The 20,756-nt window shown below is 65.7% G+C and carries 28 protein-coding genes; 11 read left to right on the forward strand and 17 right to left on the reverse strand.

Features of this window, described 5'->3' with window-relative positions; genetic code table 11:
* Positions 1–193, forward strand: a 193-nt coding sequence (locus WAW17_RS07230; protein WP_422332314.1) for a hypothetical protein, incomplete at its 5' end; no start/stop codon positions are given.
* A gap of 255 nt (positions 194–448) precedes the next feature.
* Here WAW17_RS07230 and WAW17_RS07235 read toward each other — a convergent pair.
* The 7 genes from WAW17_RS07235 to WAW17_RS07265 all read right to left on the reverse strand — a co-directional run bounded on the left by WAW17_RS07235 (position 449) and on the right by WAW17_RS07265 (position 4,976).
* A complete protein-coding gene (locus tag WAW17_RS07235) occupies positions 449–991 on the reverse strand; it encodes a DUF3558 family protein (protein ID WP_422332315.1) in 543 nt (180 codons plus the stop codon).
* Entirely contained in the window at positions 988–1,410 is a 423-nt protein-coding gene (locus WAW17_RS07240; RefSeq protein WP_422332316.1) for a hypothetical protein, read from the reverse strand. The genes WAW17_RS07235 and WAW17_RS07240 overlap by 4 nt, the downstream gene beginning before the upstream one ends.
* A gap of 57 nt (positions 1,411–1,467) precedes the next feature.
* Positions 1,468–2,190: an ESX secretion-associated protein EspG gene (locus WAW17_RS07245; protein ID WP_422332317.1), complete on the reverse strand. Its 723-nt coding sequence runs from the start codon at positions 2,188–2,190 to the stop codon at positions 1,468–1,470.
* Positions 2,191–2,193: 3 nt separating this feature from the next.
* Positions 2,194–3,390, reverse strand: a complete 1,197-nt coding sequence (locus tag WAW17_RS07250) for a hypothetical protein (RefSeq protein WP_422332318.1) — start codon at positions 3,388–3,390, stop codon at positions 2,194–2,196.
* Between the two features lie 145 nt (positions 3,391–3,535).
* Positions 3,536–3,940 (reverse strand): hypothetical protein, encoded by a 405-nt coding sequence (locus tag WAW17_RS07255; RefSeq protein WP_422332319.1) that lies wholly within the window; start codon positions 3,938–3,940, stop codon positions 3,536–3,538.
* Entirely contained in the window at positions 3,937–4,662 is a 726-nt protein-coding gene (locus WAW17_RS07260) for a hypothetical protein (protein ID WP_422332320.1), read from the reverse strand. Before WAW17_RS07260 ends, WAW17_RS07255 begins: the two co-directional genes overlap by 4 nt.
* Entirely contained in the window at positions 4,659–4,976 is a 318-nt protein-coding gene (locus WAW17_RS07265; RefSeq protein WP_422332321.1) for a type VII secretion target, read from the reverse strand. The genes WAW17_RS07260 and WAW17_RS07265 overlap by 4 nt, the downstream gene beginning before the upstream one ends.
* Positions 4,977–5,078: 102 nt before the next feature.
* On the opposite strand from WAW17_RS07265, the gene WAW17_RS07270 reads away from it, so the two are divergent.
* Positions 5,079–5,642 carry a hypothetical protein gene (locus WAW17_RS07270; RefSeq protein ID WP_422332322.1) on the forward strand — a complete coding sequence of 188 codons (564 nt, stop codon included), beginning with the start codon at positions 5,079–5,081 and terminating at the stop codon, positions 5,640–5,642.
* Between the two features lie 32 nt (positions 5,643–5,674).
* Here WAW17_RS07270 and WAW17_RS07275 read toward each other — a convergent pair whose 3' ends face one another.
* The 3 genes from WAW17_RS07275 to WAW17_RS07285 form a co-directional block, all read right to left on the reverse strand.
* Positions 5,675–6,646 (reverse strand): NADPH:quinone reductase, encoded by a 972-nt coding sequence (locus WAW17_RS07275; protein WP_422332323.1) that lies wholly within the window; start codon positions 6,644–6,646, stop codon positions 5,675–5,677.
* 86 nt (positions 6,647–6,732) lie between these two features.
* Positions 6,733–7,146, reverse strand: a complete 414-nt coding sequence (locus WAW17_RS07280; RefSeq protein WP_422332324.1) for a CoA-binding protein — start codon at positions 7,144–7,146, stop codon at positions 6,733–6,735.
* 76 nt (positions 7,147–7,222) lie between these two features.
* Positions 7,223–7,633, reverse strand: coding sequence for a secondary thiamine-phosphate synthase enzyme YjbQ (locus WAW17_RS07285; protein ID WP_422332325.1), 411 nt, complete (start codon positions 7,631–7,633; stop codon positions 7,223–7,225).
* A gap of 180 nt (positions 7,634–7,813) precedes the next feature.
* On the opposite strand from WAW17_RS07285, the gene WAW17_RS07290 reads away from it, so the two are divergent.
* The 7 genes from WAW17_RS07290 (at position 7,814) to WAW17_RS07320 (ending at position 13,575) form a co-directional block, all read left to right on the forward strand.
* The gene (locus WAW17_RS07290; RefSeq protein ID WP_422332326.1) at positions 7,814–9,001 is read left to right on the forward strand and encodes a hypothetical protein; all 1,188 of its coding nucleotides are present in this window, start codon (positions 7,814–7,816) and stop codon (positions 8,999–9,001) included.
* Entirely contained in the window at positions 8,998–9,756 is a 759-nt protein-coding gene (locus WAW17_RS07295) for an ESX secretion-associated protein EspG (RefSeq protein ID WP_422332327.1), read from the forward strand. Before WAW17_RS07290 ends, WAW17_RS07295 begins: the two co-directional genes overlap by 4 nt.
* 28 nt (positions 9,757–9,784) lie before the next feature.
* On the forward strand, positions 9,785–10,240 hold the full coding sequence (locus WAW17_RS07300; protein WP_422332328.1) for a hypothetical protein: 456 nt from the start codon (positions 9,785–9,787) through the stop codon (positions 10,238–10,240).
* Complete coding sequence (locus WAW17_RS07305; protein WP_422332329.1) at positions 10,240–10,779, forward strand: DUF3558 domain-containing protein; 540 nt, start codon at positions 10,240–10,242, stop codon at positions 10,777–10,779. The genes WAW17_RS07300 and WAW17_RS07305 overlap by 1 nt, the downstream gene beginning before the upstream one ends.
* Before the next feature lie 505 nt (positions 10,780–11,284).
* Positions 11,285–12,043, forward strand: a complete 759-nt coding sequence (locus tag WAW17_RS07310) for a hypothetical protein (RefSeq protein WP_422332330.1) — start codon at positions 11,285–11,287, stop codon at positions 12,041–12,043.
* Between the two features lie 12 nt (positions 12,044–12,055).
* A complete protein-coding gene (locus tag WAW17_RS07315; protein WP_422332331.1) occupies positions 12,056–12,697 on the forward strand; it encodes a hypothetical protein in 642 nt (213 codons plus the stop codon).
* The gene (locus WAW17_RS07320; RefSeq protein WP_422332332.1) at positions 12,694–13,575 is read left to right on the forward strand and encodes an alpha/beta fold hydrolase; all 882 of its coding nucleotides are present in this window, start codon (positions 12,694–12,696) and stop codon (positions 13,573–13,575) included. Before WAW17_RS07315 ends, WAW17_RS07320 begins: the two co-directional genes overlap by 4 nt.
* A gap of 10 nt (positions 13,576–13,585) precedes the next feature.
* Here the strand turns inward: WAW17_RS07320 and WAW17_RS07325 are convergent, their stop codons facing one another.
* The 4 genes from WAW17_RS07325 to WAW17_RS07340 are packed head-to-tail and all read right to left on the reverse strand — an operon-like array spanning position 13,586 to position 17,544.
* Positions 13,586–14,626, reverse strand: coding sequence for an ABC transporter ATP-binding protein (locus WAW17_RS07325; RefSeq protein ID WP_422332333.1), 1,041 nt, complete (start codon positions 14,624–14,626; stop codon positions 13,586–13,588).
* Positions 14,623–15,414 (reverse strand): ABC transporter permease, encoded by a 792-nt coding sequence (locus tag WAW17_RS07330; protein WP_422332334.1) that lies wholly within the window; start codon positions 15,412–15,414, stop codon positions 14,623–14,625. The genes WAW17_RS07325 and WAW17_RS07330 overlap by 4 nt, the downstream gene beginning before the upstream one ends.
* Positions 15,405–16,268 (reverse strand): ABC transporter permease subunit, encoded by an 864-nt coding sequence (locus WAW17_RS07335; protein ID WP_422332335.1) that lies wholly within the window; start codon positions 16,266–16,268, stop codon positions 15,405–15,407. Before WAW17_RS07335 ends, WAW17_RS07330 begins: the two co-directional genes overlap by 10 nt.
* 13 nt (positions 16,269–16,281) lie before the next feature.
* The gene (locus WAW17_RS07340) at positions 16,282–17,544 is read right to left on the reverse strand and encodes an ABC transporter substrate-binding protein (protein WP_422332336.1); all 1,263 of its coding nucleotides are present in this window, start codon (positions 17,542–17,544) and stop codon (positions 16,282–16,284) included.
* Between the two features lie 148 nt (positions 17,545–17,692).
* On the opposite strand from WAW17_RS07340, the gene WAW17_RS07345 reads away from it, so the two are divergent.
* Both WAW17_RS07345 and WAW17_RS07350 read left to right on the forward strand, forming a co-directional pair.
* On the forward strand, positions 17,693–18,430 hold the full coding sequence (locus tag WAW17_RS07345; protein WP_422332337.1) for a TVP38/TMEM64 family protein: 738 nt from the start codon (positions 17,693–17,695) through the stop codon (positions 18,428–18,430).
* Positions 18,408–19,037 (forward strand): CDP-alcohol phosphatidyltransferase family protein, encoded by a 630-nt coding sequence (locus WAW17_RS07350; RefSeq protein WP_422332338.1) that lies wholly within the window; start codon positions 18,408–18,410, stop codon positions 19,035–19,037. The genes WAW17_RS07345 and WAW17_RS07350 overlap by 23 nt, the downstream gene beginning before the upstream one ends.
* Positions 19,038–19,068: 31 nt before the next feature.
* On the opposite strand, the gene WAW17_RS07355 is transcribed toward WAW17_RS07350, so the two are convergent.
* The 3 genes from WAW17_RS07355 to WAW17_RS07365 all read right to left on the reverse strand — a co-directional run.
* Entirely contained in the window at positions 19,069–19,620 is a 552-nt protein-coding gene (locus WAW17_RS07355; protein ID WP_422332339.1) for a redoxin domain-containing protein, read from the reverse strand.
* A gap of 39 nt (positions 19,621–19,659) precedes the next feature.
* Positions 19,660–19,965 (reverse strand): DUF427 domain-containing protein, encoded by a 306-nt coding sequence (locus tag WAW17_RS07360; RefSeq protein ID WP_422332340.1) that lies wholly within the window; start codon positions 19,963–19,965, stop codon positions 19,660–19,662.
* Between the two features lie 384 nt (positions 19,966–20,349).
* Positions 20,350–20,756: hypothetical protein (locus WAW17_RS07365; RefSeq protein ID WP_422332341.1), on the reverse strand; the 407-nt coding region annotated here is incomplete at its 5' end.

Here is a 20,756-nt window from a genome sequence, read left to right on the forward strand (position 1 = left end):
GCCCGGTTTCGATCGCCACTACGTCCTCGAATTCCCTCCTGTCTTGGTGTTCGGCAACGAGATCGTGCAAGCAAGCGATGCCGGCGATACCTTTGTCGAGCAGCGCTTTCGCCAGTCATCCGTCTTCCAGAGGGTCCTGCAATTCGATATCGTAATGGTCTTTGGTTTCATCGTCGACCAAGTGCAACGTTGAATTCGTCTCTCGCCCTGTGAAGTTAGTAATTCTTTCATCAGCCGTTCGATGGTGCCGGGTTCGAGCTCGAGCGGTTCACGGACGGATAAGACGTATTCGGTGAATGCGGATGTTTCTTCCGACGCACCTGCTGGCTCTGTCATTGGCCCCCTTTTGCCCCGTACTCCTCGTAATGCGACCAGCTGTTCCGGTGTGCATGCCTGCACAGTCATCGGCTCGCGTGCTGGCCGTTCAATGTCTTTGCAAGCGTTGGTGTCACAGATGTTCCGGGAGATATGGGGCGAGGGTGTTGACGACTTTCATGGCTTGGTCGCAGGCGGCCGCGGGTGTGGTAAAGATTTCGTTGGATCCGTAGCCGACTTGGAAGTCGAGGACGCCGGGTGTGATCTCGACGGAGACGAGGCAGGACCGTGTGTCGGGGAAGTCTTGGATTAGTGTTCGACGTCCCGCGATCCGCGTTTCGTCGAGGGTGATGAAGCGGTCGGTCTCGGTCTCGAGGACAGCGAACGTCCGCTCCTTCGCAGTGATGTTGACGCCGTATCGGGGCTCGTGGGAGAGGTAAATGCAGGCGAGAGTCTTCGGATTGTCGACGTCGTGCCGCTCCGGCGGCCGCACATCGAGTTTGGCCTCGCGAATTGCTTCAGCAGGGAGTTCGTCACAGGGATGGTAGGTAACCTGAGTGACCTCGGGTGTCCGAACTTCAGTGGGTTCCGCGTGGTCGGAGCTGCCACAAGCGGTCGACGCGGCGACTCCGAAGAGTGAGAGTGCGACACCAAACCGCCGCTTGGTGGGATTCACTGATCGAGTCCTATTCCGTTGATCTTGTTTGTGTTCGTACTCTCCTGCGTGTTGTAGGCATCGAGCACCTGTTGCAGCATTGCCTTCATTTCCAGTGCATAGGCGTGGTGTGCTTTGAACATTCCGACCGCAGTGTTTCCGTCGTCAATGCCATCGCCGCCGATCGCCTTTGATCGAAACTTCTGGGCCAGTTGTTGCGCGGATTTGAGGTTAGGGTGCTTCTCGCCAAGCCCGAAAGCTTCCACTCCGAGCTCGACGCGTGCCCGACCGGCTAGGACGTCCATATCATCGGCCAGCTTGTCGCACGCCTGCATCAGCCGTTCGATGGTTCCGGGTTCGAGTTCGAGCGGTTCACCGATTGATAGGACGTGTTCGGTGAATGCCGATGTTCCTGCCAACGCGCCTGCTGGCTCTGTCATGTGTTTCCCCCCTTGTCGCGTACTGCTTCGTACCCCGCCCTGTGCGTCTCGGTGAATTTACTCGATCGCCACTCTCAGTAGCCTGTCGACGGTTGTGACCAGCTGTTCTGGGGTGCATGCCTGCACGGTCGTCGGGTTGTGTGAGTGGATTATGTAGCGACCGTCGCCTGCGACGTCGAACCATCGGGCGTGCCCCACGTCGCGACCGCGACCGAACCGCGGGCCGCGCTGCACCCGGATGGTGCCGTGTCCGGCCTGGGAGCGACGCGACACCTGCTCGAAGCGTGGTAGCGCCGTGGCGCCTGCAGGCTGCAATACGGGTGCTCGGTATGCCTGTTCTTCGGCGTCACCGAGGAGCCGAAAAGTTCTGCGCCCACCAGCATTCTGCGGTATCTGTCCGATCAGTTGTGCGGCCAGCCGTCCCGACGGGCCGCTCCCGATCAACACGTCACCACCGACATTGCTCCGCGGCCCGGGACGTTGCACAGCGATCACCACAGATCGTTGACGCCGGCATCCGATGATCCTGATCGGCGCCTCATCCACCGTCGTTCCGGTTACTTCTGCGTAGACGTCGGGCGCGGCAAGCACCTGCAGCGCTGTCTTCAACTCGATATTGTCCGACCCGCTGAAGGCGGCACGAATCCGCCGCTGTTCGGCCAGGTAGGCGTCGTAGGTGGGGATGGAACTGACGACGTCGAACGGGTACGGGATTCGATCCTGTCCGGTCTCTTCCCACAGCGCGCCGAACTCTTCGGACCGGAGTCTCCAGTTCTTCAACTCCTATCCACCGATCACGGGCGGTGCGACGAGTGGCAGTGTGCCGATCAGTTCGTTGCCGTTGTCGATGTTGATGAGGTAATCGGGTGTTTGGTGCTCTTTGTCGTCGTCGCCCTGTCCGCGCGCACCGCCCATGCCGGCCATCCCCATCCCTCCCATACCGCGGGTGCTTGCGGTTCCCGCTCCGCGAGCCTGCGAGACGCCACCCCCAGCGGACGAGGCACCAGCACTCACCGGTGCGCCGAATCCGCCGCCACGTGGCACGTTGCCGCCGGCGCTCCTCCCGCCACCGCCATATCCGCCACCGCCGACGGGACCGCCGACACCACCGGACCCGGCCCGCGATCCGGAAGACGAGGGGTCGTTGGCGCTCTGCATCCACGAACGTGGCTGACTGCCTTCGCTTCCCATCCCTGTTCCTGCTGAAGAGGGCACTGTTGACGCCGGCATCGCCGAGGCTGGTGCGGTCGCAGCCGGATCGGTGGCAGCGGGATCGGTGACACTCGGGTTGTCAGCGGGCGTACCGGAAGCAGTTTCCGGGATGCCCGCCTGTCCCTCGGTGGGTGCTGATGAACTGATCGTTGAGATGCCGCCGCTTGGTGACGCCGCGGGCGAGCCGGCGCCCTGGGTCGGCGGTGGCCCGGTGTACGACGCGGGCGTACCGCTGAAAGCTGGTGGCGGGTCGAACGAGGGAACATTCGAGTCGGTGTGCTGGTAGGCGGGCGCGTAGAGCGCTTGCATGTCGGCACGCGCCTGCGCCTCTTCCGCGTGTTCGGCGGCGCTGCGGGGGTCGCCGGACCAGAGCATCGCCTCGTATTGCTGCACACTGCTGAGCTCCGCAGGCGCGGCTATCTTGCTCTTGAGAGCCGCGACGGCGTCGATCGCGGTGAACAGAGAAGTGGCCACTCCGCCGAGTTGTGTCGCCACGTTCAAACGGGTGGCGGAGTATTCCTCGACTCGGTTCTGCACAGCCGTCGCAGCTGTGCCCGACCAATTCGTCGGAATCTCTCGGCGAAATGCTGCTGCGAAGGCATTCATCGCCTCCACGGCGTCGCCACTGTGGGTGGACCACGTTGCCGCGATCTGTGAGGTTGTCCGGGTATCCATGGTGTCGAGGGCGGCCTTGATCGCAGCGTGGTCCCACGCCTCCGACATGAAGTTCTCGACATCGGTGATGGACACCGGATCGTATGCAGCCACATTCCCCCCCAAGTGTTGCGGTCTGATCAGTTGGACGCACCAGTGCCTCTATCGGTTCCCACACGGATTCATTTCTGGCGGTCCGGTCCTGATCCACGAACTGGGATCGTCGAGTCGTCGTCGAGTGTGGCCTTGGCTGCGAATCTCACCACGAGGAACTCAGAATTCCACCCTGCGGATTCCAGTCCTCATCGTCCGCTTCATTCTCTTCAATGGGAGGTTGTGCCGTCCTATTCTGCACGGATTCGCGGCCGGCTGTGTTTGCCATCTCTTCGCGGGCCGCTGCGGCAAGACGTTCTCGGTCATCGGTCGACAGGGATTCGAATTCGGCGAGGCCGGCGGGAAGCGTCTTGTCGAGAGTCGAGGTGAATGCTTCGTTCTCTACGAGCTCGCGGACGCTCATTCGTCCCTCGAGAACGTCCGTGACAAGACGGCGGAAACCTGGATCGGGAGAGGTGGAGGCGAGGATGGACAGCGACGACTTCACATGGCGGGAGACCCCGATGTCGCCGCGTGCTACGTCCAGGATGTGTTCAGGCTTGTCCATCATGCCCCCGGATGGTCATAGGTAGTGTCGGGAAGCTTTGGCAGTTCGATGAATTCGGCGGCACCGAGCATGCCGGTGATGCCACTCATCAGAGCCTGGACGACCGACCACGTTGTCGTCCAGTACTGGATGACCTCTCCCCACCGTTCGAGCATCAACAGCACCTGCATGGCGGCTGCCCCCATTGCAGCGCCGGAAGCGATGACGCCGACACCGGTCAGCGCCATCGCCTGCGCGGCGGCAATCTCGATGAGAGCAACGATTGCCATGTCGGTGATCGCGGAAAGCGCGTCCCCAACGACCTTCGACAATTCGTACATGGCGACCGAAACCTGCTCCATCTGCTTTCCGATGGAGTTGAGCGGCGATGCCTGACGGCCGACCGCGTCACCCAGCTGAAGGAAATATGCACGCGCAGTGTCTGCGGCGGCACCTCGCCAGGGGTCGACGTCGCGGAGACCGTCACGGATGGCGCCGGAATACCGGATGTTGAAGTCGGCCAAGTTATGAATACTGTCGCCGGCGCGTTTCACTCCGTCCCAGTCGCCGGAGAGCTGTTCCGCTGCCCAATCCCACGGATTCATCTTGATGACCGTGGTGCAGAATTGCTGAATGTAGAAGGAGGGGCTCATAAAAGACAGCCCCACAGCATTCTCGAGCAGGTCTGGAATGGGATCGGATCCGTCAGGATCTGCCAGAGCACCATCCGGACTGACGTTCATCATCGACCCCCGGCATACGTGCGATCGAGTTCGACCGCGCTCGCGTGATCGGTTGTCCGGTACATGTGGGCAGTCTTTTCGAGCTCGGTTGCCGAGCCTTCCGTGAGCCGACCCAGCACGGCACAGTTCGCGTCGAGTCGATCCCGAACCTCCGCGATGGTCCGGGTGATCTCGAAGAAGGCGCGGCCGCTGGCCGTTGACAAGCCGAGCCACCGATCCAGGTATTCCCGTGCCGAGCCGGTCTGCACCGACAGTTCACGCAGGTGATTCGCGAGTGATTCGAGATTCGCAGGATCGACCTGTAACGCCTCAGACATGGTTTCCCCCCGGAGCAAGACTGTCAGTTGCGTCAGAATTACAGCACATCCGTGCTGGGCGCCGGGCGGCCGGCTGTCGAAAGAGACTGCCATAATCCGCGGATGGACAATGTGGGGCGGAGTGACGTGCGGCTTGGTGTTCGGCCGCAGGACATTGACTTGGATGGGGCCGGGCACTTGACGAGGCGATGGGCAGATCACCTGCTCCTGCTCGAGCGCCCAGCACCGCACGTGTGCGCGGTGCACGGCGAGCCGGAGCTGGAACGCAAGGAGACGACAATTCTGTCCGACCCGGCCCCGCGTACTCGGTTGATGTCGGGGGCGAAAGATTCATCCAGACCTTCGGGTCGGTACGTGGTCGCCGTTGAATGGCCGATCTGCGGGCGTTGTGTCTCGCGGCGGAGACTATGGCGCAAGGCCGCATTCGGCGCTTTGGCAGCCTTTGCGGGCGCGGTCACCGTCCTGGTAATTGCGGCACAAGCGGTCGAGAAGAACGACGCTGTTCTCTCCCTCAGCTTCTTCGCTGCATTCGGGCTATTTTTCCTCGCAGTGAAACTCAATTACCGAGCAACGTTGATAGCCGGTGTGAGTCTCGCGCTGGACGGCAGTGCCGTGCTCGTCCGTCAGGCGCATCCGGACTTCGCGCGGTCGGTGAAGAGGTTGTAGGCCAACATCTTTCGAAGCGTTCCCCGCCTCCGTCAGCGCAGATCGAGTACCACCTTGCCGAGCACCCCGGATTCGACTGCTTCGTGGGCCTCGACGATCTGGTCGAGGGTGTAGCGGTGGATCGGGAGGGTGCTCAGTGCCTCCGCGTGCAGCGCGTCCGTGATGCCTCGGGCGATCTCGGTGAGCTCATCGAGAGGCAAGCCGTAGACCAGGACGAAGCGCATCGTCACGTTGGCATTCATGCACCGGCGAACGGGCAGGGTGGGGTCCGCCGTGGAGGCGGCGTAGGTCACGACGGTGGTGTGCGGGCCGGAGAGACTCAGATCGAGCGCAAGGTTCGCACCCAGGTCGACCTCGATGATGCGGTCGATCGGTGTGTCGAATGCCGTGATCTGCTCGGCGGCGTCGGCGTCGAGGTAGTTGACGATCAGTTCGGCACCCGCGCTGCGAGCCAAATCCGCCTTTTCGGCATTGCTGACCGTGGCGATCACCCGGGCCTGCTTCCAGCGGGCGAGTTCGATCGCAAAATGTCCGACCGAGCCGGCACCGCCGGCGACCAGCACGGTCTTGTCTGTCAGCGGGCCGTCCGCGAACAGGCAGTGATGCGCGGTCATCGCCGGAATGCCGAGACTCGCTCCCAATTCGGCCGACGCGATTTCCGGCAACGGGACGGCCTGGAAGGCGGGGACCACCGTCCATTCGGCGGCGGTGCCGTAATGACTTCCGACGGCGCCGAACCACACCCAGACGCGCTGACCGATCCGGTCCTCGTCGATCCCGTCGCCGACACCGTCGATGACGCCGGTCCCGTCGTGGTGCGGGATCTGGAAACCTTCGAACGGTCGAGGTACGGCCCCACCGCGCGCCTTCACGTCGGTGGGGTTGATGCCGGAGACCTCCATCCGGACTCGAACCTCACCGGTGGTCGGTACCGGTCGCGGGACGTCCTCCACCCGCAGTACCTCGCCTGCCGGCCCGGTCCGGTCGTAGACGGCGGCCCTCATCTCATGCAGTCCTCGGTCACACAACTATCCTCCGCCTTCACTCGGTGGAATTTCTGTGAGACGGACGAAATCGAGTGCTCGCCGGGCTACTGATCCTTTGCCCACTCGATGGCTGGACACGTATCCATCACCATTGCGACACCCGCTTCGGTGGTGCGCCGGAACGCGTCTTCGTCGATCACCCCCAGCTGGAACCACACGCCCTTCGCGCCCACGGCGACGGCCTGATCAGCGAATTCGCCGGCCATGTCGGATTGACGAAACACGTCGACTACCTCGATGGGAAACGGGACGTCCGCGAGAGTTGCGTAACCTTGTTCGCCCAGCACCGTCGGTGCGCTGGGATGGATCGGGACGATGCGTTTGCCGCGTCCCTGCAGCAACTGCGCGATGCGGTACGCCGTTCGGTCCGGGTTTCCGGAAAGTCCGACCACCGCCCACGTCTTGCACTCGTCGAGCATCAGGGAGACGGCCTCGGGGTTCTGCCAGGAGGTGCTCATGTCCGCAAACTACTCCTTCGCCGGATGCTTCGGCGGGAACAGCCGGTCGTCTTCAGGCGCGACTGCAAGTGTCGGCTCACCCGGCGAGGAAACTGAGCCGGACGCGGCGCACGGGGTTGTCGATGTTGGTGTCGACGAGGCACACGGATTGCCAGGTCCCCGTCGCGACCGACCCATCGATGACGGGCACCGACGCGTAGGGAGGCACGAACGCCGGCAGCACGTGGTCGCGCCCGTGCCCGTGACTGCCGTGTCGGTGCCTCCATCGATCATCGCGGGGAAGCAGTTCGTCGATAGCTCGCAGAAGATCGTCATCGCTGCCTGCACCGGTTTCGATGACGGCCAATCCTGCCGTGGCGTGCGGCACCCACACATGCAGCAGGCCGTCGCCGGCGTTCGCCGCGGCAAGGAACTTTTCGATGTCCCGGGTCAGGTCGTGGACCACTGGCTCGTGGCCGGTGTGAACCTCGATTTCGTCACTGAACATAGTCACGACGTTAGCGCTGCGGCGCGTGACATTTGTGGTGAACCTGTGCGGCGTTGGCACACGTCGGGTCCGGACACCGGCCCACCTCGCGACGTCGTGTGCGGGGGGAACCGGATAGGGTGTCACCGCGTCATATGAGTCGAGAGATGGTGGTCGCCAGCTCTTGCCGAGGGGGGATGTATGAACGAACCGATTTATGTCGAGGATCCGGAGTATTTCCAGGGAGACGAGTGGAGCCCGGAGAAGCTACGGGACCTCGCCCAGTCGATGAATCCGGGGACGATTGAGCAGGTCCAGCGAACGTGGCGCGCTTTGGGGGAGGAAGCCGGCACCAAGATCGCCGCATTCGCTGACGGGATCAGACGCGAGATCGGTGGCAGCTGGCACGGAGTTGCGGCGAGCGCAGCAGACGACAAGGCGGCCCGTTATGGAGGCTCCGCCGACGCCGTGAAGACGCAACTCGAGGGTGTTGCTGGGTCGTTCGACCCGATTTACAACGCGGCCTCTCAGCTCAGGGGAGGCGCGGTGCCCGAAGTGCAGGGCCTGAACTGGTATGACAACCTGACGCCCTGGAAGACCGACCGCGATGACGAGTACTACCGTCGCCACGAAGAGGCGCTCCAGGCGATGAATAACATTTACCGCCCCGGTGTCCAGGGCACCGACGAGATCCTCCCGGTGTTCGGTCGGCTCGAAGACATCGTGGATCCTCCGGATCCGATCATGCCGACTTCAGGATCGAACCCCGGTGGGACCGCGGGGTCGCCGGGGAGTTCAGGAAGTGCGCCGTTCGCTCATCCCGGTGGTGTGCCGTCTGCAGATGGAGCTGGGCTCGGTTCCGCCCCGGCCACCGCGCTTGGCGACGGAGCTGCTCCCGGCGTCGACCAGACTCCTGGGTCGCCTCTCGCCGGAGACGGCAACCCGACGTCCACGAACGCCGCGTCTGCGGACGGAGTACCGACGACGCCGAATCTGCCTGGCGCGGGCGACGCCTCGCGGCTCGGCGGCAACCCCAGTATCGGTCACGGAGGCGGTGCCGGAGCCGCTGGCCTCGGCAGTGGTACGAGTGGTCCTGTCGGCGGTATGCCAACAGGTTCTTCAGCGGGGTCGAGGATTCCCGGTGCTGTGTCCGGTGCAGGAGGTCCGGCCGGTGGCAGGTCTGGCGGATTGGCCGGTGCGACGGGTGCCGGTGCGGGCGCGCGTGGGTCGGGGATGGGCGCCGGCGGAATGATGGGCGCCCCCGGGGCACGCGGCGGCGGGAACGACGACAAGGAACATGCGGCTCCCGACTACCTGATCACCCTCGACAATGGAAACGAGCTGATCGGCAGGTTGCCCGCGGTTGCTCCGCCGGTGATCGGCGCATGAGAATCCGAAATTGGCAATTGCGTGGCGAGCAGTTCGGGGCATTGTGGGCGGCGACCGGCCAGGATCGCCAGCCGTTCCCCTTCCGTCTGATCAGCCCGGCACGCACCTACAACGCCTTCCGGTACGAGCAGAACCGGATTCGTGAGGCGTTTGCGGGTGAGGACCGAGAAGACGTGCGCGCTGCCGTGCGCGTTCTGGCCGAGCCCGAAGTGTTCGTGGAGATCTCCGGTGAGGACGTCGACGGGATGCCGATCAGGATCATCGGGGCGCGACTGCAGCAGTGGAGCGCAGTGGCTGTGCAACAACCCGGTTCGACGCGTGCCGTTGGGGGAGAAGTCGTTCTGGGTGCGGGGGTCACGGACGACGTGGCTTCGCTGTTGATCGGTCTGATCCCCCAGAATGCTGCCGGCCGGCGCACTTTCCAGCGCAGAGATGAGACCGAACGCAACCTCTTCTCGCGCGGCGTTCTCAAAAGCGCCGGTGCTGCATTGGCCGCACCGCGACTCGAAGATGCGGTGCGCGCGGGTTCCGCAGGCCGCGGCTCGATCGGAGTGTTCCGTGGTCCGCGGCACGTGCGTGGCGAGATGGGCATGATTCGGTGGATCGACATCGCGGGCGACGGCCGGTACATGATCGGACCCCGCGACCCGGATGCTGCAGTGGGGGCGGGACCGCAAATGCTGGTATCCACGTTGGCGTCTCTCATCGGAAGTGGAATCCGAATGCAGCGCGAAATGGCTGAGCAGCGTTGGTAGACAGAGAACTTCACGAAAGAGGATTGGGATGACGAACCCGGAGACAATGCAGTCGGTACCTCCCGATGCGGGCGAGGGGCCGGCCCTGGCGGGCGGGTCATGGAAGCCGATCACCGATGCCGCTCTGAGCGGTGGGCATCTGGAGGTCGATCCCGAAGGGATCAGGCGGTGCATCAAGATGTGTGATGAGCACGCGAATGCGATGGCTGAACTTGCTGACCGAGCGAAACATGAACTCTGGGTGGAGGCGCTCGGAATAGGCGAGAAGTATCTCCAGTCGGCGCAACTGCTGACACAGAAGTACAACGACAAGGCCATTGGGGGCGGACAGATCGCATTCGAGAGTTCGGCGTTCGGACTGTTTCGAGCGCACGAGAGTTATGCCCAAGATATGAAGTCGACCTTCGAGGCTGTGCTGCATGCATATGAGCAACAAGAGGGCGTCACAACGAGCAACCTCGGCTCGGTGGGAGGGGTTCTTTGATGTCAGGCTCTCGACGCTGCGGGTTGGTAGCGGCGACCACGTTCATCGTGCTGGTTGTATCGGTTGCAGGATGTGGGAATTCCAGTGACGGCGAACCGATTGTTGAACCGGCACCGAGGTTGACCTTCCATCCTTGTGACGGCTTTGGCCCGGATGCGTTGGCGGCTGCGGGGATCAATGGAAAGGAACCGAAGCGGTTCGAGGACCGTGAAGAGCCGTATCAAAGTTGGGCTTGCTCGTATCGGTCAGACAACCCGTACTTTTCTCTGCTCGTGTCGTCGAACGGGAAGTCCTTGTCCAAGACTGAGAGTGATGCACGGCTCACTCTGGTGGAGGAAGTCGAGGTCGGCGGGCATCGGAGTCTTCTCCATGATTTCCCCGGTGGTCTGCAATGCGTGGCGTCGGTGGAAATTGATCCCGGGGTCCTCGAGGTCATGGTGGGGTACAAACAGGGGGACCTCGAGACCGCGGAGCAGGCGTGTCCGTTGGCGTTGAAGGTAGCTCAGGATTTGGCGCCCTATTTCCCTGATCACCTGTGAGTTGCGGTGCGCATGCCTTCTAGCAGTGCACTGACGGTTTGAGCTTGATGGTGGACGCCCTCGGAATTGGTGAGGCCGAGCTTGAGTCCGCACGACTGCATAATCAGAAGTTCAATGACAAGGCCGTGGGCGGCGGACAGATCGCATGTGAGAGCTCGGCTCTTGGGTTCTTCAGAATTCACGAATCAGACCTGAACTGGGTGACATGCTCGGTAGGTGGGAAGTATCTCGCGAGTTGGCGAAACTGTTATCGCAGAAGTACAACGAGAAGGCCGTTGAGCGCGGGCAGAATGCGTCTAGAGTTCGGGCGCTCGGACTGATAGGTGATCGGTGGCACGGTCGACCAGGCCGGCCTCGACGCCTGGAAGATTCTGAGTGGTCGGATCCGTCGGTGTCTCCCGGCGTGCCCCGCACGGGGAATGAATTCCGACCGCGGGCGGGTTCCCGGGGCAGAGGCGAGCGGTGAGGAGCATCGATGAAACGTATGCACCGGAGAGTGCCGTCGATGGTACGGCGCGTTGAGCGGGCTACTCGCCCGGTGGATCCGCGGACCCGGGCGGCGCTCGACAAACGCTGGGCCGAGTTGCCGGAGGGGGTGCGGACACCCGCGCAGACGCTGGGCCGGCACGCGGTGGGGTGCGAGGGCACTCACGGGGTGTTCCCGAAATGCAATCTGACCTGCACCCCGTGTTATCACAGCGCCGATGCGAACAAGGTACGCGTCGACGGCGGGCACACGGTCCGCGAGATTCGGGCGCAGATGGCCCTGTTGGAATCGCAACGGGGTCCTCGGGCGCATGCACAGTTGATCGGCGGCGAGGTCAGTCTGCTGGCCCCCGAGGATCACGCTGCAGCGTTGACGGTGATGCGCGAGTACGGCCGCGAGCCGATGTCGTTCACCCACGGGGACTTCGATTACGACTATCTGCGCGCCGTCGTCCTCGATTCGGCTGGTCGCCCCCGGTTTCGGAGGGTGTCCTTCGCGGCGCATTTCGACTCGTTGATGCGCGGGCGCCGCGGAATTCCGCGCCCTCGGCGCGAAGCCGACCTCGGTGACCACCGGCGTCGCTTCGCGGAGATGTTCACCCGGTTGCGAGACGAGTACGGGGTCTCGTCGTATCTGGCGCACAACATGACCGTCACGCCGGAGAATCTCGACGAGGTCTCCGAGGTGGTCCGTGAGGTCGTCGGAATGGGGTATTCGATGCTCGCGTTCCAGCCCGCGGCCTTTGTCGGCGACAGCAGGCGGTGGCGGGAGGGATAGCGTGACGTCGACATGGACGCGGTGTGGGAGCAGATCGAGCGCGGACTCGGCCAGCGCGTCCGGTACGACGCGGTCCAGTTCGGGGACACCCGCTGCAACAGGACGGCGTTGGGCTTCGTCCTCGGGGGTCGGTGGTATCCGTTCCTCGACACCGACATCGCGGTCGAGACCCGGGCCCGCGACGATTTCTACACCCATCTGGGTGGGATGAATTTCGGTGGCACCCGCCCAGTACTGCTGGCGGCCAAAATCGTCCGTTCCCTCCTGGCGTACCCGGCAGGAGTTGTGGTGGCGGGCAGGTGGGCGGGCAGTGTCGTCCGGCGGTGTGGTGGGTTCGGCAGATTCGGGGCTGCGCTGCTGCACCGTCGGGTGGCGCCGATGACGTTCGTGGTGCACCGGTTCATGGACGCCGAGGACGTCGGTCCGGCGTGGGCGATGATGCAGGAGGGAACGATGGCGCACGACCCGGCGGTGCGGGCGACGCAGGAGAGGCTGGCCGCGTGCACGTATTCGATGGCCCATCCCGAGACCGGTGAGTTGGTTCCGGCGTGCGCGCAACATGCGGTGCTCGATCCTGGCGAAAACGCCGCGCTGCGGCGTCTGCTACCGCTGACGGTGGCGGCATCGGGAAACGACGCGGGGTGCTGCCGGTGAGTGCCCTGACCCGGGCGGCGGATGTCGTCGTCGCCGAACACGCGGCCCGGAGTAGGTCTTTCACCGCGGAGGGGGTGACGAGTTCGGTGCTCGAAGCGGCCGGCGCGGCCGGTGATCCGGTGGTGTGCCTGCACGGGGTACCGACCTCGTCGTTCCTTTACCGCAAGGTTGTGCCCGCGCTCGGGCATCGGGGGGTGCGGGCGTTCGCGTTCGACCTTCCCGGTATGGGGTTGGCAGGGCGCCCGGACGACTTCGACTACACCTGGACCGGGTTGGGTGCGTTCGCCGCGCGGGCCGTCGACGCGCTCGGCATCGACCGCTACCACCTTCTCGTCCATGACATCGGCGGCCCCGTCGGATTCGAGCTGACCGCCCGCCACAGCGGCAGGGTGCGCACATTGACGGTGCTGAACACGATGGCGTCGGTGGCCTCGTTCCGCAAGCCCTGGCCGATGGCGCCGTTCGCGGTTCCCGGGATCGGTGATGCCTGGCTCGCCGGGACGCCGGCGTGGATGTTCGTGAAGTTGATGCGGCACATCGGCATCTACGATCAGCGGGCGGTGGACGACGCCGAACTCGCGGCGCACTTGGTGCTGCTGCGCCGAACCGACCACGGTTCGGCCTTCCTGAAGATCATGCGGAACTTCGAGACCACCGTCGCGAAGGAAGAGCTCTACCGGGAAGTCCTCGCCGATCCCTCGCGGCCGCGGCAGGTGCTGTGGGGTGTCCACGATCGTGCACTGCCGTCCTCGACCCACGGCGCCGACATCGCCGCGCTGACCGGATCACCGCTGATGGCGCTGCCGGGTCGGCATTTCGTGCAGGAGGACAACGCGGCAGCGATCGCCGACGCGGTGGCCGCGATCACCGTCCGGTAGCGCACCACGGTCAGCGGTTGACGGCGGTCCGTGCCGTGAGGGGGATGTCGAGTCCCACCGTGGATCCGACCGCGACGGCGGATCCGGTGGGTAACTCGACCTTCACCATCGCCGTTCCGACCCGCACGTCGGCGATGTAGCGCAGCCCGGCCGGGCGGGCCCCACAGAGCACTCCGCGGGGAACGTCCGCCGCGCCGTCGACGATCCGAATCATCTCGTGCCGGACCAGCAGAACCGCAGGCCCATCGGCGGGGGTGTTACCGGGCGGCACGGTCAGTGCCCCGAGCGCGGAATGATGTACCCCGCGTTCGAGGTATCCGTGGATCTCGTTGATCCCGCCCATCAACCGGTTGACCGCCAGCGTCGAGGGCTGGGTGTAGGCGGACCCGATGTCCGAGTGATGTTCGAGAACCCCGTCGATGAGCACGGCGACGGTGTCGGCCAACACGGCGGCTTCGTGCTGATCGTGGGTGACCAGCACGATGGTTTGGCCGAGTTCGCTGCGGATTTCCTGCACCAGCTCGTACATGTCCGCGCGCAGGACGGGATCGAGGGCGCTGAACGGTTCGTCGAGCAGGAGCACCTTCGGGGACCCGGCCAGCGAGCGTGCCAGGGCGACTCGTTGTGCCTGGCCTCCGGAGATCGCGGTGACGGGCCGCTCGGCGAAGTCGGTCAGGTGCACCAGGTCGAGGTACCGGCGGGCCTGTGTGCGCGATGCCGAGCGCGAGTGCCCGGCCGCGCGGGCGGCGAATCCTACGTTGTCGATCACCGACAGGTGGGGGAAGAGCATCGGTCGCTGGAACACCATGCCCACTCCCCGCCGTTCGGCGGGCACGGCCGTGATGTCGATGCCGTCGAGCAGAACCGACCCGCGGGTGGGCGCATCGAGTCCGGCGATCAGCCGCAGCGCGGTGCTCTTGCCCGAACCGGAGGGGCCGAGCACGGCGGTGCACGACCCGGCGGGCACGTCCAGGTCGAGGCTGTCGAGGGCGGCCCGCCGCTGTCCGGGGTGAAACCGGGTCAACCGGCTCAGGCGCAGGTCGGCGCTCACAGCGACGGTCGCCGGCCGAGTCGGGCGAGCACGGTCAGCAAGACCAGCGGAGGGAGCACTGCGGACAACGACAGTGCGGCGACGACCGAATCGTTCCCGGTCCCTGCGGCGAACGAGGCCACCAGGATCGGAATTGTCACCAGCCGGCCACCGCCGATCAACAACGTCACGATGTAGTCGCTCCACCCCACCAGGAACGCCAGAAATGCGGCCGCCGACAGTGCGGGCGCGAGCAGCGGCATGTGAACGCGCCACAGGACCGTCGTCCGGGACGCACCGAGGGTGCGCGCCTCCTCCTCGTAGCCCCGGTCGTAGGCGCCGAACGCCACCCGCATCACGTATGTCGTATACGGGATCGCGGCGACGGCCAGCAGTACGACCACCGCGACCCTGCCGGGTATGTGGGCGCGGAGGATCAGCACGTCGAGCCCGAGCGCGACGGCGAACGGGGGCAGAGCCACCGGTGCGAACAAGATCGCTGCGACCACGACCGGCAGGTGCACCCGGCCCGTGACCAGGGCCCGGGCGGCGAGCGCACCGCACGGTGTGGCAATCGCGGAGACCGCGAGGGCCAGCGCGGTCGATGTCGCGAACGCGTGCCCCGCACCGGCGTCGGCGGCGCTGCGCAGGCCGTCGAATCCCCACTGCTGCGGCAGGACGCCGGGGAACGACCACCGGTTCGCGAACGCCCACAGCATGATCGGTACGACCGGCAGAACGAACCACAGCACCATGAGGGTGCGGCCGAGCGCCGCGGCGACGTTTCTCCCGCGGGGGGTCACCGCCATGCCGCCGAACGGCGGAGCATCATCAGCGAAGCTGCGGCGACGACCAGGGCCACTGCGGTAGTGGTGACCGCGACCGCGGCTGCCTCGGGCCGGACGGCGAGGTCGATTGAGGTGAACAGGCGCACGGCCATCACCGGCAGCGGCTCGGGGTAGGCGCGCCCGAGGATTCTTGCCACCTCGTACGAGCCGACGGTGTAGGCGAACGAGATCGCCGCCGAGGCGATCAGTGCGGGCCGCACCAACGGCAACGTGACCAGACGCAGCCGTGCCCATCGCCGCGCCCCCAACGTCGCCGCGGTCTCGTCGTAGCCGGTCACCCGGGTCGCGAGGGTGCCCGCGACGACCAGGGCGATGAACGCCGATTCCTTCCAGGCGTATTCGGCCACCACCGCAATCCACCATCGGCCGCCGACCAGAGCGGGCCACCCGCCGCCGGTCAGTCCCATCAGCCGGGGAAGGACTCCGGAGTCGGCCAGCAGCAGGTCCATCGTGGCGGCGCCGATCAGGTGCGGGACCGTCACGGTGACGCTGGCGGCCATCACCGTCGCGCGGCGCCCCGACAGGACCGACAGTCCCGCGGCCAGTCCGATCGCGGCGGCGAGCGAGGTCGCCGCCGCCGCGATGGCGAGGGTAAGCGCGGTCGAGGTCAACAGATCCTCGGGGTGGGCGGTGTAGGCGGCCACGCTCAGCTCGGGGGCGCCGACCAGGGGCATCAACCCGAGGCTCTGCAGCAGCGCAGTTCCCAGACCACCTCCGACGACCACCACCACCAGCACCACGGCGGGAAGGACCCACCCGGTGCTGCGCCACCGGCGGCCAGGAAAGGGTGGGCCCGGGGTGGTGTCCGCGCTCATCGGAGGCGTGATCTCATCGGCCCGTGAGGACGTTGCGGCGCCAGCCCTCGTCGAGTGGTGTCACCCATTGCGCCGACAGTTCGGGGTGCGCGTTCTTCGAGAGCACGTCGTAGGAGGGGACCACAGTCGAGGACGGAAGCGCATCGAATGCCTGTCGGTCGGCGGGCGAGAGCCGGGTGCCGTCGAGGACCGTGAACTGACCCCACACGTCCGGGCGGGAGGAGGCGAGCTGTTGGTCGGGGGAGAGCGCGATGTTGGCCACCACCCGGGCTGCCGCCGACTTCCCGGACGTCGAGGGGATCGCCAGGAAGCTGGTGTTGCCCACGGTGCCCTCCTCGAGGGTCAGGACCCGGGTCTGCGGCGGATAGGTGCCGTTGGCGACCAGCTCGGTCAGGGTGGCCGGGCCGTAGGTCATCGTCATGTCCACCTGGCCGCCGGCGAAGAGGGCGTCGAGTTCGGACGAGGTCTGCGGATACGTCGTCCCCTGTCGCCACAGCGACGGTCCGAGGGTGCGCAGCCGGTCGAACACGGCGGGGGTGAGACGGGCGTAGTCCTCGTCGCTGTACTGTGCGGGCACGTTCTGCGGGCCACCCGAGACGCTCATCAGGGCCTCACGCACGAACACCGACCCCGTGAAGTCGGGCGGCGCCGGGTAGGTGAACCGGCCCGGATGCGACTGCGCCCAGTCGAGGACTTCGGCGAAGCTGGTCGGCGGGTCCGGAACGGTCGCCGCGTTGTACACCAGAGTGAATTGCGCTTTGTGCCAAGGCGCCTCGCATCCGTCGACCGGGGTGCCGAAATCATTGCGCAGCAGCGGATCGTCCGGGTCGGTGTACTGAATGTTCGGCAGGCTCGCCGTCCACCCACACAGCCAGGCACCGGCTTTTTTACCGGTTCCGAAGTTGTCCCCGTTGACCCAGACGAGATCGACATCGCCGGCGGTGACCCCGGCCTGCCGCTCGGACAGGACCCGGTTGACCGCGTCGGAGGTCGAGGCGATCGGGACCCGTCGCAGGGTGACCCCGGCGGCCTGGGCCGCCGGGGTCAGGACAGTGTCGACGTAGGCGTTGCCCTGCTCATCGCCGCCGTACATCCACAGCGACACCGTCTGCCCCGTGGCCTGCTCCTCGATCACGCTCCACGGCACGTCCTCGGCCCGCGGGGCGTCGGAGGTCGGTGCGGTGCACGCCGAGAGCAGCGCACCCGAACTCAGCGCTGCTGCGAGCAGAGCGCGCCGAGGTCGACGCGAGCGCGGCGACAACAGTCGAGGAACCACACGACCCTCCTGATTGAGTAAGCAGATTCGAACCTTCGCTTCGGGAACACAGCGGGACACTCGAAGCCTTCCCGAAGTACGGACCGGTGGGGGTGCGTCGTGATGTGTCACGACCTACCCGCGCAGACAGCGAGGATGAGGATATGCGGTGCATGCAGAACGAGAACCGGTCACGGGTCAGCGGTTCGGAGTGAACTACCGGCTGAAGTTGGTGATCCTCGCGGTCGTCGTGGTCGCCGGTGCGGTCGTGGCGGCCACCGTCGAGATTCCCGACCCGGCCTCGGTGCGGGACCGGTTCGCCGCGGCGGGGGTGTGGGGTGTGCTGGTCTTCGTTCTCCTCTACGCCGCGCTGACGGTGACGCCGTTTCCCGCGAGCGCGCTGACCGTGGCCAGTGGGCTGCTGTTCGGGCTGGTGACCGGTGCCCTCGTCGTGGTCGTTGCCGCCACCGTCGGTGCCTGGATCGCGTACCGGTTGGCACGGTCGCTCGGTCGCGGCTCCATCGCGCGGATCGAGTGGTCGAAAGTTCGTGCGCTCAACGCGATGCTCGAGCGCCGCGGCTTGAGTGCGGTGTTGGCCGTGCGACTGATCCCGTTGTTTCCGTTCGGACTGGTCAACTATGCCGCCGGACTCAGTTCCGTTCGCCAACGCGACTACCTCATCGGTACCGCGGTCGGCATCATCCCGGGCACCATCGGCTACACCGCGCTCGGGGCGTACGGCACGTCCCCGCTGTCCTGGCCTTTCGCGGCCGCGGTGGCCGCGGTGGTGCTCGTCAGTGGGGGATCGGGCTATCTGGCGCGGCGTCTGGGACCCACCCGAGCAGCGAACGACACGGACACGGACACGGAGGCCGGTAACCGCGATGATCGACAGTTTCCTGCGTAGACACCTCGAGCGGCCGCTCGGCTGGTGCGCCGGGGTGATCGACGCCGCGCCTGTCACCCCGGATCGGGTCACCGGCGCGGGCCTGCTGCTCGGGCTCGGTAGCGCGGTCACCGCCGGTCTGCAGTGGTGGTGGGTGGCGCTGGCCTTGTGGGTGGTGTCCCGGATAGCCGACGGGCTCGACGGTTCGCTGGCGCGGCGCAGGCGGGCCCGGGTACCCGCGCCCCGCGAGTCTGGTGCCGGTGGATTCTTCGACATCACCGCGGATTTCGTGGTGTACGGCAGCACGGTCGTCGGGGTCGCCGTCGGCGCAGCCTCGGCATACGGCGCACCGTGGTGGCCGTTCCTGCTGGTTCTGCTCGCCTACTACATCAACGGCACCGCCTTCCTCGCGTTTTCCTCCATCGCCGAACGCATGGGGCGTCGTCTCGACGACGGGCGTTCCCTGTCGTTTCTCGGCGGACTGGCCGAGGGTGCGGAAACCATTGTGGTGCACAGTCTCTGGTTGATATTCCCTGCAGCGGCCTGGCAGATCGCCGGGGTGTGGGCCGTGGTCGTCGCCGTCAGTTCTCTCCAGCGGATCGTCGCGGGATACCGCGCCCTGCGCTGACCCGCGCTCCGCCCGGCCGGGCCAGAGCGCGTCAGGTGCGGCTGCGGGCCAGACACCGAGCCTCGTCGAGGACGTGCGCGGCGGGCGGGTAGTCCCCGAGGGTGCGGCCGCGGTGAAGCAGGCGCACCGTGCGGTCGGCGTCGATGATCGCCAGTCCGGGGGCTTGCAGGGGGTGGTCGGTGATGCGGCCCTGCCGGGCGTGGCGTGCTGCCGACAGATATTTCCACCAGGTGCGTGGGTTGAGCATCATCCACCAGTGGATGCGGTGCACATCCAACGCCTGATACAGGGTGTGGTCGGGGTCCAGGAGCAGTGGGTATCCGATCCCGTGTTCCATCAGGTGGCGGGCCTGGTAGTCGGCGGCGCCGCCGACGGCCGCGATGTGGACCCCGGCGGCCTCGAAGTCCCCTCGGAGGTCCTCGAGTTCCTGGAGGAACGCCCTGCAGGGCATGCAGCCGTAGTACCGGACCAGGGGCACCACGACCGGTGTGTCGAGCAGCGCGTCGAGCTCGACCCGCCCGCCGTCGACGTCGTAGAGGGTGATCGGGCCGATGCGGTCGCCGATGTCGGTGAGCTGTTTCATGTCGTTCTCGTCCTGTCGGTGCGAAGCGGAAACGGGACGCTACGTGCGGGTGCCGGTGGCGCTGACGTCCACGCCGTTCCAGAAGGCGATGCGTCCCTTGATCCGCCGTGCCAATGGTGAGGGATGGTGGTAGGTAAAGGCGGCGCTGGGTAAGGTGACTCCTCCGGCGGCCACGTCGTAGTAGCTGGCGACGCCTTTCCAGAAGCACAGGCTCTTGGCGTTGTTCGCGAGCAGCACCCCATCGACGATGTCGTGTTCGGGGAAATAGACGTTCCCTTCGACGACGATCGGGTCGTCGGTGGTCGCGATCAGCGTGTCTCCCACGTGTGCGGTGGCGGTGGTCATGGCGTCCTCGTTTCGTCGTCCCTATGGGGAAACCCGGCCACCGTCGATGATCCTTCCCGGACACCGACACCGACACCGACACCGACACCGACACCGGGTTCGGGAGCGGCTCCCGTGGTGGCGCCGGCGGTCGCGGTGCCCGGCCGGGGGTGTGGTCAGCGATATTCCGGGTTGGCGAAACCGAAGCGTGAGCCGGTATCAAGGCGGCCCGCAGTCCGTCGAATCCGAGGGCCGAGGTGTCATCGATGGTGGTCATTGTTGGTCTCCGTCGATTGCGAGGGGATGCCGACCGGCGCCGTACGCGGATCGTGCCGTCGGCGTGAAGCCCGGTGCGGCAGGTCACGGCGCAGGCGGCACCGGTGGGAAGCGAGCTGAGCGCTCCGGTCAGCGCCGCGTCGACGGCAACAGGACCAGCGCCGCCGAGACACCGAACATCAGGTGCTCGACGAGGAAGGTGCCGTATCCGACCATCGAGGCCATGTCGGTGATCTGGTCACCGCTCGAGAAGATCGCGGCGGCGAGCGGGAGCCCGATCCAGGCGCTGACCGCGAAAACGAGGACACCGTAGATCAATCCGCCGATGATCAGGGTGATTCCGTGCAGTTTCGCCACACGCACGATGATCGCGAAGATGATGCCGTACATTGCCCCGACCATCATGTGAACGACTGCGCCGACGACGGCGGGCCCGAAGGAGAAGTAGAAGTTCGAGCCGGCCATGGCCTGTTGCATCGATGTCATCATCGTCGCCGGATCAACGAACACCGATCCGATGTGATAGAGCGGGGTGA

The sequence above is a fragment of the Rhodococcus sp. (in: high G+C Gram-positive bacteria) genome, assembly GCF_049286785.1.
Classification (GTDB): Bacteria; Actinomycetota; Actinomycetes; order Mycobacteriales; family Mycobacteriaceae; genus Rhodococcus_F.

Bases quoted from the DNA above. Each gene is read 5' to 3' on its own strand.
- WAW17_RS07240 (WP_422332316.1), bottom strand. From the start codon at position 1,410: ATGACAGAGCCAGCAGGCGCGTTGGCAGGAACATCGGCATTCACCGAA.
- WAW17_RS07315 (WP_422332331.1), top strand. From the start codon at position 12,056: ATGGACGCGGTGTGGGAGCAGATCGAGCGCGGACTCGGCCAGCGCGTC.
- WAW17_RS07290 (WP_422332326.1), top strand. From the start codon at position 7,814: ATGAACGAACCGATTTATGTCGAGGATCCGGAGTATTTCCAGGGAGAC.
- WAW17_RS07275 (WP_422332323.1), bottom strand. From the start codon at position 6,646: ATGAGGGCCGCCGTCTACGACCGGACCGGGCCGGCAGGCGAGGTACTG.
- WAW17_RS07280 (WP_422332324.1), bottom strand. From the start codon at position 7,146: ATGAGCACCTCCTGGCAGAACCCCGAGGCCGTCTCCCTGATGCTCGAC.
- WAW17_RS07330 (WP_422332334.1), bottom strand. From the start codon at position 15,414: ATGGCGGTGACCCCCCGCGGGAGAAACGTCGCCGCGGCGCTCGGCCGC.
- WAW17_RS07270 (WP_422332322.1), top strand. From the start codon at position 5,079: ATGGACAATGTGGGGCGGAGTGACGTGCGGCTTGGTGTTCGGCCGCAG.
- WAW17_RS07335 (WP_422332335.1), bottom strand. From the start codon at position 16,268: ATGAGCGCGGACACCACCCCGGGCCCACCCTTTCCTGGCCGCCGGTGG.
- WAW17_RS07255 (WP_422332319.1), bottom strand. From the start codon at position 3,940: ATGATGGACAAGCCTGAACACATCCTGGACGTAGCACGCGGCGACATC.
- WAW17_RS07360 (WP_422332340.1), bottom strand. From the start codon at position 19,965: ATGACCACCGCCACCGCACACGTGGGAGACACGCTGATCGCGACCACC.
- WAW17_RS07300 (WP_422332328.1), top strand. From the start codon at position 9,785: ATGACGAACCCGGAGACAATGCAGTCGGTACCTCCCGATGCGGGCGAG.
- WAW17_RS07305 (WP_422332329.1), top strand. From the start codon at position 10,240: ATGTCAGGCTCTCGACGCTGCGGGTTGGTAGCGGCGACCACGTTCATC.
- WAW17_RS07350 (WP_422332338.1), top strand. From the start codon at position 18,408: ATGATCGACAGTTTCCTGCGTAGACACCTCGAGCGGCCGCTCGGCTGG.
- WAW17_RS07355 (WP_422332339.1), bottom strand. From the start codon at position 19,620: ATGAAACAGCTCACCGACATCGGCGACCGCATCGGCCCGATCACCCTC.
- WAW17_RS07285 (WP_422332325.1), bottom strand. From the start codon at position 7,633: ATGTTCAGTGACGAAATCGAGGTTCACACCGGCCACGAGCCAGTGGTC.
- WAW17_RS07265 (WP_422332321.1), bottom strand. From the start codon at position 4,976: ATGTCTGAGGCGTTACAGGTCGATCCTGCGAATCTCGAATCACTCGCG.
- WAW17_RS07260 (WP_422332320.1), bottom strand. From the start codon at position 4,662: ATGATGAACGTCAGTCCGGATGGTGCTCTGGCAGATCCTGACGGATCC.
- WAW17_RS07295 (WP_422332327.1), top strand. From the start codon at position 8,998: ATGAGAATCCGAAATTGGCAATTGCGTGGCGAGCAGTTCGGGGCATTG.
- WAW17_RS07310 (WP_422332330.1), top strand. From the start codon at position 11,285: ATGGTACGGCGCGTTGAGCGGGCTACTCGCCCGGTGGATCCGCGGACC.